The sequence below is a fragment of the Aestuariibacter sp. GS-14 genome (assembly GCF_006494365.1).
GTDB classification, from domain to species: domain Bacteria; phylum Pseudomonadota; class Gammaproteobacteria; order Enterobacterales; family Alteromonadaceae; genus Alteromonas; species Alteromonas mangrovi.
In genome coordinates this window covers 43,430-57,589 of the sequence record NZ_VHIP01000016.1, presented here as the reverse complement: position 1 = coordinate 57,589, position 14,160 = coordinate 43,430, and the positions used below count along the sequence as shown (strand labels likewise).

13 protein-coding genes are annotated in these 14,160 nt (G+C 48.7%); 8 read left to right on the top strand and 5 right to left on the bottom strand.

Annotated elements, in window-relative coordinates; all coding sequences use genetic code 11:
* Positions 1–3 precede the first annotated feature (3 nt).
* The 5 genes from FJ444_RS18705 (at position 4) to FJ444_RS18685 (ending at position 4,641) form a co-directional block, all read left to right on the top strand.
* Positions 4–618, top strand: a complete 615-nt coding sequence (locus FJ444_RS18705) for a glutathione S-transferase family protein (RefSeq protein ID WP_140960980.1) — start codon at positions 4–6, stop codon at positions 616–618.
* Positions 619–1,015: 397 nt separating this feature from the next.
* Positions 1,016–1,948, top strand: coding sequence for a triacylglycerol lipase (locus FJ444_RS18700; protein WP_140960977.1), 933 nt, complete (start codon positions 1,016–1,018; stop codon positions 1,946–1,948).
* 1 nt (position 1,949) lies between these two features.
* The gene (locus FJ444_RS18695; protein WP_140960974.1) at positions 1,950–2,909 is read left to right on the top strand and encodes a lipase secretion chaperone; all 960 of its coding nucleotides are present in this window, start codon (positions 1,950–1,952) and stop codon (positions 2,907–2,909) included.
* Between the two features lie 144 nt (positions 2,910–3,053).
* Positions 3,054–3,347 (top strand): hypothetical protein, encoded by a 294-nt coding sequence (locus FJ444_RS18690; protein WP_140960972.1) that lies wholly within the window; start codon positions 3,054–3,056, stop codon positions 3,345–3,347.
* A gap of 265 nt (positions 3,348–3,612) precedes the next feature.
* Positions 3,613–4,641 carry a serine hydrolase gene (locus FJ444_RS18685; RefSeq protein WP_181405230.1) on the top strand — a complete coding sequence of 343 codons (1,029 nt, stop codon included), beginning with the start codon at positions 3,613–3,615 and terminating at the stop codon, positions 4,639–4,641.
* Between the two features lie 116 nt (positions 4,642–4,757).
* Here FJ444_RS18685 and FJ444_RS18680 read toward each other — a convergent pair whose 3' ends face one another.
* The 3 genes from FJ444_RS18680 to FJ444_RS18670 all read right to left on the bottom strand — a co-directional run bounded on the left by FJ444_RS18680 (position 4,758) and on the right by FJ444_RS18670 (position 7,761).
* Positions 4,758–6,335, bottom strand: coding sequence for a cisplatin damage response ATP-dependent DNA ligase (locus tag FJ444_RS18680; protein ID WP_140960966.1), 1,578 nt, complete (start codon positions 6,333–6,335; stop codon positions 4,758–4,760).
* 2 nt (positions 6,336–6,337) lie between these two features.
* Positions 6,338–7,360, bottom strand: coding sequence for a ligase-associated DNA damage response exonuclease (locus FJ444_RS18675; RefSeq protein ID WP_140960964.1), 1,023 nt, complete (start codon positions 7,358–7,360; stop codon positions 6,338–6,340).
* 77 nt (positions 7,361–7,437) lie between these two features.
* Positions 7,438–7,761, bottom strand: a complete 324-nt coding sequence (locus FJ444_RS18670) for a hypothetical protein (RefSeq protein ID WP_140960961.1) — start codon at positions 7,759–7,761, stop codon at positions 7,438–7,440.
* A 200-nt stretch (positions 7,762–7,961) separates the two neighbouring features.
* On the opposite strand from FJ444_RS18670, the gene FJ444_RS18665 reads away from it, so the two are divergent.
* The 3 genes from FJ444_RS18665 to pdeM all read left to right on the top strand — a co-directional run bounded on the left by FJ444_RS18665 (position 7,962) and on the right by pdeM (position 12,162).
* Entirely contained in the window at positions 7,962–8,864 is a 903-nt protein-coding gene (locus FJ444_RS18665; protein ID WP_140960958.1) for a glycosyltransferase, read from the top strand.
* 95 nt (positions 8,865–8,959) lie between these two features.
* Positions 8,960–11,437, top strand: a complete 2,478-nt coding sequence (locus tag FJ444_RS18660) for a ligase-associated DNA damage response DEXH box helicase (RefSeq protein WP_140960956.1) — start codon at positions 8,960–8,962, stop codon at positions 11,435–11,437.
* Entirely contained in the window at positions 11,434–12,162 is a 729-nt protein-coding gene (pdeM, locus tag FJ444_RS18655) for a ligase-associated DNA damage response endonuclease PdeM (protein WP_140960953.1), read from the top strand. Before FJ444_RS18660 ends, pdeM begins: the two co-directional genes overlap by 4 nt.
* A gap of 23 nt (positions 12,163–12,185) precedes the next feature.
* Here the strand turns inward: pdeM and FJ444_RS18650 are convergent, their stop codons facing one another.
* Both FJ444_RS18650 and FJ444_RS18645 read right to left on the bottom strand, forming a co-directional pair.
* Entirely contained in the window at positions 12,186–13,079 is an 894-nt protein-coding gene (locus FJ444_RS18650) for a carbon-nitrogen hydrolase (protein ID WP_140960951.1), read from the bottom strand.
* On the bottom strand, positions 13,072–14,127 hold the full coding sequence (locus FJ444_RS18645; RefSeq protein ID WP_140960948.1) for an agmatine deiminase family protein: 1,056 nt from the start codon (positions 14,125–14,127) through the stop codon (positions 13,072–13,074). Before FJ444_RS18645 ends, FJ444_RS18650 begins: the two co-directional genes overlap by 8 nt.
* Positions 14,128–14,160: the final 33 nt, after the last annotated feature.

The following is a 14,160-nucleotide window of genomic DNA, read 5'->3' as shown; positions in this document are numbered from 1 at the left end:
ACTATGTCATACACCATTTACGATTCGTCCCGGGCGCCGAATCCGCGCAGGGTACGCATGTTCCTGGCGGAAAAAGGCATTGCGGCGAACTATGTGCAACTCGACATTCAAAAAGGGGAAAACCGCACACCCCAGATGCTGGCTAAGAATCCGATGGGAAAGTTACCCATTTTGGAATTGGCAGATGGCACCTGCATAAGTGAAACCGACGCCATTTGTACGTACATAGAAGCCATGCATCCCGAACCGCCGTTAATGGGAACGACACCGCTGGAAAAAGGCATTATTGGCATGTGGCAGCGGCGTGTTGATCAGAGCTTAATGTTACCGGTTACCCAGTGCTTTCAGCATACCACCGGCTATTTTAAGGATCGTATGACCCCTGTGCCTGCTTTTGGAGAGCAAGCGGGTAAAGATGTAGTGGCATTTCTGGATATTCTCGACGCTCGTTTGGGTGAGAGTGACTGCATTGCCGGCGATACCTTCACTATTGCCGATATTATTGCGCTATGTGCGATTGATTTTGCTCGCGTAGTTAAAATTAGAATGGCCGAGCATCAGGAAAATCTGAAGCGTTGGCATCAACAGGTTAGCGCAAGAGCCAGCGCATCAGCTTGAATTAAATACCCACAATTTTCCAGTCTGGTTTCAAAAGCCGGGTGCCCATTCCTAATAAAGAGACATCATTTATACCGATGTCTCGACGTATTTATTATCTCAAATGTATTTCTGCTATCCATGATGCGCATTCATATGGTGAATGATATGGCTAATGGGCCGTGCCACCCGCATATTTCGTGAATAATGCGCTAATTTATAAGGAAAATTCAATAAATACTACCAGTCTTGCCGCTATCGTGTAGCAAAAATGGCATGTCCCAAAAGTAATATTTCACTTGAAAGTTGCAAAAATTAATGGAATGTTAACAAAATAATAACAATGGTTAGACCTCTGATGAGATCCTAACGACAGAATATTAATGACAACTGAAAATATACAAGACAGGACACACACATGAAAAAAGCACTCTATTTCGCTTGTTTGGCATGGTTGTTTAACGCTGCAGTACCTGCCTACGCGGCCCCTGATACCTCAACCAAATATCCGATTGTGCTTGTGCACGGCTTGTTTGGATTTGATGACGCCCTGGGCGTTGATTACTTTTACAAGGTACCCAACAAACTGACACGCTACGGCGCGAAGGTATACACCGCTACAGTGTCACCTGCCAATTCCAGTGAAGTACGAGGCGAGCAGTTGTTGGCCTATGTGCAGGAGGTATTAGCACATTCAGGCGCTGAAAAGGTTAACCTGATTGGTCACAGTCATGGTGGTCCAACTATCCGATACGTCGCCAGTGTTGCGCCCGAGCTGGTTGCATCAGCCACCTCGGTTGCAGGTGTGAATCAGGGCAGTAAGGTGGCGGATATTGTTCGGGCAGGTTTGACTGAAGACTCTCCTCAGGAAGGCGTTGCCGCCACAGTATTTAATGCTTTTGCTAGTGTGATTGAGCTGGTCACGGGATCGGACCCGCGAGCGTTGCCAACAGACAGCGTAGCCGCACTGGACTCACTTACCACAGAAGGCGCTGCAAAGTTTAACGCTCGCTATCCAGAGGGCATGCCAAGCGGTTACTGTACAAATGACGGTGATATGCTGGCCGAGAATGGCGTTTACTATTTTTCATGGAGTGGTGGTAAAACGCTGACTAATGCACTGGATGTAAGCGACTCGTTTATGGTGTTAACCGGCTTAGCGTTTGATGAAACCAACGACGGCTTGGTGTCCAGTTGCAGTTCACAGTTAGGGTACGTTATTAATGACCGCTATCGCATGAATCACCTGGACGAGGTAAATCAGGTCTTTGGTATTCATCACTGGTTTGAAACCGATCCGGTACAGGTATTTGTAGAGCAGGCACAGCGCCTTAAGTCAATGGGCCTGTAACGTGCGAAAGAGCGTAATACTGATTGCGCTTTTGGTGCTGGTGGTGGGGTTAAAGCTCACCACCACGTCAAGGCAACAACAACTCGAAAACGATGTTGAAAGGGCAACATCGGATAACAATCTGGAGCCAACCGAATTGGTTGTTTCAGATGACACCACGCAACCTCACCATTCAATTAACCCTGTTCCCCCCGAGCGCCTGTTTACATTGCATGCGGGGCTAAAGGACGAGTTTGACGCTTTTATTTTTGCGCGAGAAGGTCTCGGACCAGACGCTATGCTGGCTGAATATCGGGAAAACAAAATTCAACAAGGTTACGACGGAGAACAGCTCGCCGCTTACATGGATTTGTTCACACGGTACGTGGAATACAAAGTGGCTTTGCTGGCCCTCGAACCAGAAGATGGCCTTGCTACACCGGACCTGGAAGCGATTACTGCAAGAATGGACGCGCTAACACAGATGCGCTACGACTACTTTTCGGAACCGGAGTATGAATGTCTGTTCGCCGAAGATGTTGCGTTTGATCTGGCTGCGTTTGAGCGCCTGAGAATATCTCAGGATCCTTATTATTCCGAAGCGCAAAAAGCGGCGCTTATTGAGCAGCAGTTGGCTGCGCTGCCCGAGTCTCAAAAGCAAGGTTTTACCGACTCGATGGAAGTCAAAGCATTGCGTGAACTAGCCATTCAATATGAAGGCGAAACTTTGTATAACGCCGCATCGGCAGAGTTCGGCGCCGAGGTGGCAGCTCGCCTGCAGGCAACTACGGAGAAACGTCAGGCCTGGCAGAAAAAGGTAAAGAGTTACAAGCAGTGGCACAATGCATTGCAACAAGACCAGCAAATGACTGATGCAGAGCAACAACAGGCTATTGAACAATACATGGCAACACATTTCAGTGACGCAGAGAAAAAGCGCTTGCGGGTTTTTCTGGAAAACCCCGACTTACTTGGCATATAACAAGTAAGAATAAGGGGGCTCGGTATTCCCAAACTTCCCAAGTGTGTACAAACGGGTAAAAAGTCCGGCGTATCAGCACTAAAATCCTGAATTAATACCATAAACTCACGGTGATACTATCTGGTACAACGTGGAGTGATGGTTTTGTTCAAATACACTGTTCTGACTGGCATTATTATTTTGCTGTTAGGTGGCTGTTCAACGAATTCTGCACCGCCTTATGAGCGAGGGAAAAGCCCCGAAAGCCGAACCGAATACAATGGAATAAAGGGTTTGGCACAAAAGCAAAAAGATCAGAACTACCTCATGTCTTTGGCGTTGCAGCGTCAATGCGACACTGCGCGCATCGATCTGGCTGTCGCAAAATCCACGGGTGATGAATATGGAGAACAAGCCAGTCAGGCAATTATTCAAAAGACGTGTGTGACGACCCCCTAGGCGTAAATCACAATCAGATATTCTGCTTAGATAGCGTATGTGATTCACTGGAAATACTTGTTTCAATTGCACTAAAACATCTTCAAGGCAAGTGGAGTAGGAGAGCATTAAAGCCTCATGCTTAACACCTCCCTTCTGGGTTAAAAGCAAAGGTTTCAAGGAGAGATTGATGTGTTATTCGACTATTTTAAAAAAACGTAAAAGACGGCGTCTTTTTACGATGTTCATAGCTTGCGTTTTCGTTTTGGGATGTTCAACGCCTAATATGACTGAGCAGGATAAACAGGTTGAAATAATCAATGAAGAAGTTGGTAAGCTCATTGCTGACACTAAGATTAGCGCAGTATCCGTAGCATTCGTAACAGAAGGCGCCGTGAGTACATATCATTACGGCGAATTTGTCGATGGTTCAATTCCATCCGACAATGCCCTGTACGACATAGGTTCTATTACCAAAACGCATGTTGGATTAATCTTAGCGCAAGCCGTATCTGATGAACTCATAGAACTTGATGCGCCAATCTCTCGATACCTCGAAAGGGTTAATAAAGACGCATTACAATATCAAGGCGTAGAAATCACAGTCAGGCATTTAGCGACACATATCTCTGGACTACCAACAGATCTATCGTGTGACGGGGCTAACCTCTTACCAGATGAAAGGTTGACATGTTTTATTGCCCACGATGATGAAAATCTAATCAACATATTAAACGGATATACACTTCAAGAAAAACCAGGAAGTAGATATCGTTATTCAAACGCAGGCGTTCGGCTCATCGGTATCGTACTGGAAGCGCTATACAATGCGCCGATAGAGCAACTTCTCAAGCGCTATGTCTTTAAGTTAACAGGGCAAATCGAGACTTATGCTCAATTTTCTGAAAGTGAACGTGCAAGGTGGAGACGTGGGATACATGAAAACGGTGTCCCTACACCTGACGCGTCTGACTACTTTAATGCAGCGGGAGGCCTAAAATCCACAGTGCCAGATATGGGCAGATACCTAAGTTATTATCTCAACAGCAACAATAAGATAGCTGAAAAGGCACTAACTTTGCTGGCTGGAGACGAAGACGGGTTAGGCAGAGCCTATATTTGGAATACGTTTAGATTAGATTCAGAGGGGCAGTATTATCACGGCGGTGGTACTTTCGGCACGTCAGCCTGGATATCCATTTATCCCAAAGAAGGACTAGGTATATTCCTTGTTACACCCTATGTATCTGAAACCGCACAAGAGCAGCTAAATATAACGGCCAATACAATCATCGAAAAGTATCGTCAGAGGTGAGCTTAACAAGCCCAAGCAGCGGACAAATTTCCGTTAGGCATTTTTGTGTTGGTTTACATCAAACTTCTCAAAGTTGTGTTTCTGTGTTTGGTTCGTAGCGCCTACCAATTCCAGCATCACCGAATCAACCGTTTCACTGCATCCAGGGTATCAGCTTCGCTGGCCGGTTTATCCCAGCGGATGCGGTGAACGCGAGGAAAGCGCAGGGCTACGCCGGATTTGTGGCGGCTTGATGGATGCACTGCGTCGAAGGCCACTTCCAAAACCAGGGCTTTCTCGACTTCACGTACCGGCCCGAATCGCCCGGTTGCGTGTCGCCGTATCCAGTTGTCGAGCTTTTTCAATTCTTCGTCTGTGAAGCCAGAATAGGCTTTGCCAATCGGCAGTAATTTGTCGCCTTCCCACACGCCAAACGTATAGTCGGAGTAAAAGCTTGAACGCTTGCCGTGACCGCGCTGGGCGTACATGACTACCGCATCTGCTAACAGCGCTTCGCGTTTCCATTTAAACCACTGACCAACGGGTCTGCCTGCGGTGTAAGGGCTAGCCAGGCGCTTTAGCATTAAGCCTTCAACGGAAGGATTGTCAGCGGCTTGCCGATACGCTGCTTCAAGCTGCTCTTCATCGTGAATCGCCATAATCGGCGACAGTTGAAAGGCCGGTTGTTGATTGTTGGCTACCCACTTTTCCAGGTACTCACGTCTCACATCGAGGGAATGCCGGGTAACGTCTGATTGCTGGTACTTCAAAATGTCGTAAAGCATGACGCCTGCTGGGTGGGATGCAAGCAATGCCTTGGTGGGTTTCTTGCGGTTGAGTCTCTGTTGCAACGCATTAAAGCTATCGATATTACCGTCTTTCATGATCAGTAATTCACCGTCTACCACGCCATGAAAATGCAGTTGTTCCAACACATCGGGAAAGGCGTGACTGATATCATCACCGGTGCGGCTGTATATGGCTTTTCCATTGGCATTGCATACCAACTGTACGCGAATACCGTCATATTTGTGCTCAATTTGCCATTCGTCAGGTTGGGCTTTAATAGCCTCAAGATCGTCATCTTGCACCGGGTGTGACAGCATCACCGGGTGAAACGTCACAGCGTTGGATATATCGGGTTTAGGTTGTTTGCCGTCCAGCCATGCAAACAATTCAGCGTAGGGGGGAGAAAGGGCGTGCCACAGTTGTTCGATATCTTCAACAGGTACATTGCCATAAGTCGCCAGGACTTTTTTCACACTGCGTGCCGACATACCGACGCGCAGTCCCCGGGTACCTAATTTGATAAGCGCCCATCGTTGCGGTGGCGTCATAATCGACAGGTAGTCGGCAAGTAGTGCACTGACTTTTTGTTTAGACACCTGTTGGAAGGCTGTTACCAGTTCGTTCAGCGTAGGCAAAGCTGCCGTTTGCTCGGTAGCATCAGGCCATAAGTGCGCTACCGTTTCACTGACTTCGCCCACGTAGTCATAACTCATCGCAAACAGATCCGGGTCAACCCGGCTTAACATGAGTTCTTTTACGGTATGTCGTTTAAAAAACTCAAAGCGCAGCGTGCTGGCCAGCGCAGCAATGGCCCAGCCGCGATCCGGGTCGGGTGTATTCTTTAAGTAAGCCAGTAGCAACCGCTGTTTCTCATTGCTGGCTGTGGTGTAGTAGAGGTTTTCGAGTAATTCACTGAATGCTTGCATGGCTAATCCTGCGTATCGGATTCATAACCCACCATACTCAGCGCCTGAGCGGTGCGGCCTTGCTGTGTTAACGCATGCAATAGCGCATCTTCACGGCCATGGGTGATCCACACTTCATTAGGGTTCACCTCTTCAATGGTGTCGAGTAGAGCTTGCCAGTCACAGTGGTCCGACACAACCAACGGAAGCTCAACCTGCCTTTGTTTGGCTCTGGCGCGAATTTGCATCCAGCCTGACGCCATGGCTCGCCTCACATTAGGCAGGGTACGTGACCAGCGGTCGCTCAATGCAGAAGGCGGTGCCAGCACAATGTTACCAGCCAGTGATTGCTTGTCGTTCACCTCGGCGACGTCAATTAACTCCCCCAGCTCAATGCCCTGGCGTTCATATAAATCACACAGTTTACGCTGTGCACCATGCAGATAAATGGGCGCGGTATAGCCTATCGCCCGCAATGCCAGTATGACTCGTTGACACTTACCCAAGGCATAAACACCAACAAGGTGACAACGTTTCGGAAAAACAGCTAATGAATCCAGCAGCTTCGACATTTCCTGCTCGATAGAGGGATGCTTAAACACCGGCAGTGCGAAAGTGGCTTCAGTTATGAATACATCACATTGCACGGGTTCAAACGGGAGGCAGGTAGGGTCTGACTGTCGCTTATAATCTCCTGATATCACCACCCGGGTGCCCCGATAGCATAGTAGGATTTGCGCGGAGCCCAGTATGTGGCCTGCCGGATAAAACACACAGGTAACTGGGTCGTGCGATGAACCCAACGAAATCTGTTCGCGGTAGTTTACCGCTTGAGTCGACCCAGCCATGCCTTCGCCATAGCGGCTCTGCATAATAGCCAGCGTACTTGCTGTGGCAGTTACCGACTTATGACCGCCAATGGCATGGTCCGCGTGCGCGTGGGTAATTAATGCGTGTTCTACGGGGTGAAGCGGGTCGATGTAGCAGTTGGCAGGTTCACAATAGAGTCCTTGTCGTTGTTTGTGTAACCACTGTGAAGCATCCAAAGTAAATTCTCTCCCAGTCTGGTGTTATCGTATATACAACGTTTATACGCCTGAGGAGATATTTGGATTGACGCGTGTTAGTAACCGCTTTTTACGATGTAATATTCGCCGTTGTACGTAAGTGACACGTGCAACGCTGCGACTTCCTCAGATGTCTTTCTGCCAATTTTCTTAGCACTTTCCAGGCAGGTGTCCCTGGGATACGCCATCCCGTCAGCAAAGGGGGCTTCAAACAACACATTCTGCGCAAAGCGATAGCACTTATTTTCACTGTCAAAATGCAATAAAGTCTGCATCGGGAAATCGCCCTGGGTACGGCCAATGGTAGGCAAACTGTTGTCATTACACGCAATGAGTGTAAAGGCCAGTAATGGTATCAGGGCGTATCGATGCTGCATCATTGTGGATTATTCTAATGTTATGGTTTGCCTGGAGTTTATCACAACACAGAGTGAGCGTTTAGTTTGAAAGCATCCTAACGATCCTTCAGAATTTCTTTTAAAATAGCTTGCATACACGCATAACTCGTTTAGTATGAAAAACGTACAGCAGTATAGTACTAAAGTATTATCCTGATAATAACAATAAATAAGGATGTTTTATGACTACATCATCGAACCGGCTCTGTGTCATTTCTGTATCAGATTATGAAGCAGGCGAGCAAAAAACCTGGCACGACGAACTGGCGTTGCTGGAGGCACTATCAAACCAAGATATAGAAGAAGGTTTTGATGTGGTGTTGGTAGAAAGTACTCAGGTGAAGGATCAGCCTGTCCCCGATCAGCTTTATGCTTTTGTTCCCCATCTTCAAATACTCTACTATGACTCCATTCAGTCAGCAGTGCTAAAAGACTACGGTGTTAGTCAGTGTAAGCATGAATATATAGCGGTACTGGAGTCAGATTGTACACCTACAAATAACTGGCTGCGCGAGTTAATGTCGGGTCTTTTATCCGGAGACTATGCGGCATCAAGTGGTCGAACTTATTATGGTGAATTCAGCAGCTATCGGCGGGTTTGCAATCTGTTGCACCGCGCATGGGACGACCCGGGTAAATCGGGGCCAACCAGTAAAGTGTCGAACAATGGTGCAATCTATCGCCGTGACATTTTAGAAGTATTTCCTTACCCGCATGCCGCGACCCCCTTTCTGTCGGCTGAGTTGCGCAACGATAAAATCAGAGCTGCAGGCCATGTGTTTTATATCGCTCGCGAGGGGGCTATGCAGCATGCTATTGGTGGGCTGGCTTTTTTATGGGATTTACAGCGCAATAAAGGACATCAGTGTATGTCGGTTAGCGCGCACAAAAGCCTATCGCTGTTAATGAAAGAAAAGCTAAAGTTGGATTGGTTCCACGCTAAACGTATTGGAAAACAATACTTACGCTGGTACGACTGGCCACTGTTTGTGTTTTTGTCTTTTTATGAAGTAGTGCCGCATCTGATTGGTGCGCGTTATGCCAGAGAAAACGTGCACGCGATCCCTGGGTCGTCGTATAGATAGTAACCGGCGCAGTAAAAGTTAGTTTTTCAATCTGTTGCTAAACCCAAAATCTGTTTTTGGCGTATTAACGAGTTTAAGTAAGCTCATTCAACATCATGTCGCTATCGCCTGCTTTTGAAAAATGGTTCAGCCAGCAAGGCTGGACTTTTCGAAGCTACCAATCTGAGATATTCGTTAAGGCGTTAGAGCAACAGTCTGTGTTACTTATTGCTCCTACTGGTGCAGGTAAAACCTTGTCGGGTTTCTTGCCCGTACTTCACCAATTGAGCAATGTTGAAAGTGAGTATTTGCATACGCTTTACATCTCTCCACTTAAAGCACTAACTCACGATATTCATCGAAATCTGCTGAAGCCCATTGAAGATATTGGCCTGCCAATCCGTGTTGAAACCCGTACTGGTGACACCCCCGCACATAAACGGCAACGACAGCGAAAAAAGCCGCCGCATATCCTGTTAACCACGCCGGAATCACTGATGTTAATGCTGTCGTATGCTGAAGCGCCGCAAATCTTTAGTAAATTAAAGTCGGTGATCATCGACGAAGTGCACAGCCTGACAGGGAACAAGCGCGGTGATTTTACGGCGTTAGCGCTGGCGCGACTGGAAACACTCGCGCCGGGCTTCTTGCGTATTGGACTCTCTGCTACGGTGGCAAATCCTGCGTTAATTGCCAGTTGGCTGGGGCCTACCGGAGCGCCGGTCGATATTATCAAAGTGGAAGAACAGCAACGCCCTGATATTCAGTTATTGGCGTCTGCGCAGCGCATGCCCTTCGGTGGCTTCATGGCAAAATACGCGGTTGGCGATATTTATAAGGCAATTTGCGACGCGCAAACAAGCCTGGTGTTCGTCAATACCCGGGCGCAAGCGGAGCTGCTATTTCAGATGCTGTGGTCTGAAAACACTCAGGCATTACCGATAGCGCTTTATCATGGTTCATTGAGTAAAGAGCAGCGCCGGAAAACAGAGAGTATGATGGCGAGTGGGATGTTGCGCGCTGTTGTAACAACTTCGGCACTTGAACTGGGTATTGACTGGGGAAACGTAGACCGTGTTATTCAAGTGGGTGCACCAAAGGGAGTAAGTCGGTTATTGCAACGAATCGGGCGATCTAACCATCGTTTTGAAGAACCGAGCAAGGCGTTGCTTGTACCTGCCAATCGCTTTGAAGCATTAGAGTGTCGGGCGGCTATGACAGCCATTGAAATGGGCGAGCGCGACGGCGATACGCCGCACATTGGTGCATTGGATATTTTGCCGCAATTTATTATGAACTGTTTGTGCTCACGTCCAGCTTCGCGGGATGAAATCTATCAGCAGGTGCTGAACGCTTTTCCTTATCAAAGCGTAGCGGATAACGAATTTAATCAGTTATGGCAGTTCACCGTAGATGGTGGATATGCCTTACAGGCATACGAACGCTATCAGCGTTTAATCAAGCTGGACGATGGACGCTATCAGCCGGCTAATCTGCGTGTTATTCAGCGCCACCGGCAAAATATCGGCACCATCGTGGAAGCCGGGAAATTAAAAGTAAAGCGTATACGGCGAGGTAATCAGGGCAAGATCATCGGCGAAGTGGAAGAGTATTTCGCGCAACAACTCACCCCGGGTGACACCTTTCTGTTTGCCGGAGAAATGCTGAAGTTTGAAGCCATTCGCGACATGCAGGTGCATGCCAAACCGGCCAAAGGCAAGGACCCCAAAATCCCCAGTTATGTGGGTGGGCAGTTACCACTCTCTACACACCTTGCAGATGGAGTAAGAGCGCTGCTTAACACGCCCAAAGCCTGGCGAGATCTACCCAAACAAGTTCAGGAATGGCTTAACCTGCAAAAGGCATTTTCGGTAATTCCTCAGCCAGACAAGGTGTTGATTGAGCAATTTCCATATCGCCAGGCGTATAGCACCTTGTATTACACTTTCGAGGGGCGCAAAGCGAATCAGACGCTAGGGATGCTGTTAACCCGCCGCATGGAAAAGATGGGGCTCAAACCCCTAAGCTTTAGTGTAACGGATTACGGGTTATCGGTGAGTGCGCTCAATGCAGTTGAGTCATCCCACATCGAACGTCTGTTTCAGCCAGATGTACTGGGTGACGAACTGGAAGACTGGATGCTTAATGCGCCCATGCTGAAGCGCTCGTTTCGACAGGTTGCGATTGTAAGCGGGCTCACTGAGCAGCGCTATCACAGTACCCATAAAACCATGAAACAAGTAACGTTTTCGACCGACCTGATTTACGATACATTACGGGAATATGAACCTGATCATATTTTGCTAAAGGTGGCTCGCGATGACGCGGAACGCGAGTTACTGGATCTGCGCCGCCTGGCAGACATGCTGATTCGCTTTGTAGGTAAAACAGAGTTTGTGAATTTGCCACGTGTCTCGCCCATGGCTATCCCTATTGTGCTGGATGTGCGTAGTGAGCAAATAAAAGGGGCCGGAGAGCAAGCGCTGTTGGATCAGGCGGCATTGTATGCAGAAGCAGAGTCGATGTTGGACGAAATAAGAGTGTTATTGGCAAATGGGCATACTTCGCTGCCATGCCCAAAGGAAACTGATTGATTAACCCGGATTCACTGGCCGAGCTGGTCAGGCTAAGATACGCAGGTCTATTTCGTTTTGCAGGCACCGTATGGATTCTGGATGGCAAAGGCGCACTGTATTGTCCGGCTAACGACACCTTGCTGGTGGCTGATTTACATTTCGAGAAAGGCAGCTATTTAAGTCAGTATGCCTCGCCTGTTCCCCGATACGATTCCCGGGCCACAATCACTGCATTATCCGCTTTAATCGACCGTTATCAGCCGGCTTCGGTAGTGTGCCTTGGTGATAGTTTTCACGATCGTGGCGCATTTTCCCGCATTACTTGTCAGGACAGCGAAGCCTTACTGGCACTCACAAAACGCGTATCTCAATGGGTGTGGGTTGTGGGTAATCACGATCCGGATATTCCCGCCAGTGTTGCTGGTAACGTGGTTGAGCACTGGCAAGTGGCCATTGCTGGCCATCAGATTATCGGTTGTCACGAACCGGACGCAACACTGACAACGCAATACCAGATAGTGGGGCATTTTCATCCCAAAGGGCAACTGGCTATGGGAAAAGGCGTCGTCAGAGGTAAGTGCCTGGTTGCTACCCCATCCCTGTTAGTGATGCCTGCTTTGGGGCAGTTTACCGGTGGATTGTCTGTTCAGGATCCGGCGATGTTGTCACTGGCGCCCGTTAAGGAACGCCAGTGTTGGATGCTGTATCGTGGCAGAGTTTACCCGTTGCCGTCAGGCAGTTGAGCAGCTGGTCAGCCAGATAGTAATTAATCGCGCCAGCGTTTGGTGAGGTCTTCGTAAGCATCGATACGACGGTCGCGGAAATAAGGCCAAATACGTTTTACTTGCTCAGTGCGTGACATATCCAAATCTACCAACAGGATAGTTTCTTCATCAACGCCTGCCTGAGCCAGCAATTCGCCCTGTGGGCCTGCAATAAAGCTCTGGCCCCAGAATTTAATACCCGGATCGCCTTTAACGGGAGAGGCTTCAAACCCGGCGCGGTTGGCAACAATCACGGGTACCGAGTTGGCTACCGCGTGCGCGCGCTGAATAGTGTGCCAGGCCCCGTGTTGACGCGCTCGCTCGTCATCGGTGTCGGTCATATCCCAGCCAATGGCGGTGGGGTAAAACAATAAATCCGCGCCTCTCATTGCCATTAGTCGAGCGGCTTCCGGGTACCATTGATCCCAGCACACCAGTACACCCAGTTTACCTACGCTGGTTTGAATCGGTTCAAAACCGATGTCTCCGGGGGTGAAGTAAAACTTCTCGTAAAAACCCGGATCGTCCGGAATGTGCATTTTACGGTATTTTCCGGCAATCTCTTTACTGCGATCAAATACTACAGCGGTATTGTGGTACAAACCTGAGCCACGCTTTTCGAACAGCGAGGTTACCAGCACTATGTTGTGTTTTTCAGCCAGTTCGCCAAAAAACGCCGTTGCCGGGCCTGGAATGGGCTCCGCCAAATCAAAGGCGTTGGTGTCTTCTTCCTGACAAAAGTACAGGGTGCTATGGAGTTCCTGCAGCAAAATACATTCTGCACCCTGGGCTGCCAGTTTGGCGATTTGCTCAGCGCTCTTATTCCAGTTGGTGGCTTTGTTGTTGTCGGCAACGGATTGTTGAACCAGACCCACTTTTAAGGTGCGCTTAGACATATCGCGTCACTCCTTTATTCAGTTGTTTAACGACTTCAGGTTTGAATGTGTTGCAGGGGACTTGCATGGTGATGCAATGCAAGCTGCCGTATTGTTGTACCAGCGAAGCACAGTTAACCGGCACAATGTTGTGATGCGGGAACGCGCGTTGCAGCACAGCAATGGCGTCTGCGTCTTCGGGCTGCTGATACACAGGTAACAACACTGCGCGATTGCAAATCAGGTAGTTGGCATACGATGCCGGCAGCCGGTCTCCCTCGGCACTATAAATGGCAGGCAGCGGAAGTAAAAACTGCTCTCTGCCGGGCAGTTTGGCCAGACATTCCTGTACCAATGCCTGAAGACCGTCATAGTGGCTGTCTTCAGGGCGGTTTTGGGCTGCCTGGATCACCAGATTGCCTTCAGGTGTGAATCTGACCAGTGTATCAATATGACCGTCTGTGTCGTCGCCCTCGAGATGACCGTGCTCCAGCACAGTAAATTCACTGTAACCGAGCATATCAGAAAATGCCGTCTGATATTCCTCCAGCGACATGTTGCCATTGCGTTCAGGGTTATACATGCATGAAGCGGTAGACAGCAAATGACCTGTAGCATCAATTTCCAGTGCGCCGCCTTCTGCTACTACCTGGCTTGAACGCAACGGTTGCTGGCACAAGGGCGCGAGATAAGTCTGGTTAAGCTTATTATCCTGACTGGCGTCAAACTTGTTACCCCAACCGTTAAAGGTAAATTCAACCGGAAACGGAGCGTCCAGAGGCCCACAGGTTAAAAATGCAAAGTCTCTGGCCCAGGTATCATCGTATTGGGCTGCAACCAGCAGCACCTTGGCATCGGCGGGCAATCTGGCTTCAATATCGGGCATATCCTGTTCGCGGCACAATAAAACAATACCAGCCTGATTCGCATTCACGGTGCGGATAACGGATAAATAGGTGTCCCGCACTTCGTTGATCCACGGCGCCCAGTCGGTACCGTCGTTCGGCCAGGCGAGGATCACCGCCTCGGTTGCCTGCCATTCGGGTATTAACGTGTTAGTCACAGTCATTCCTGAATTAAATAAATTACACTCGCCGATTAT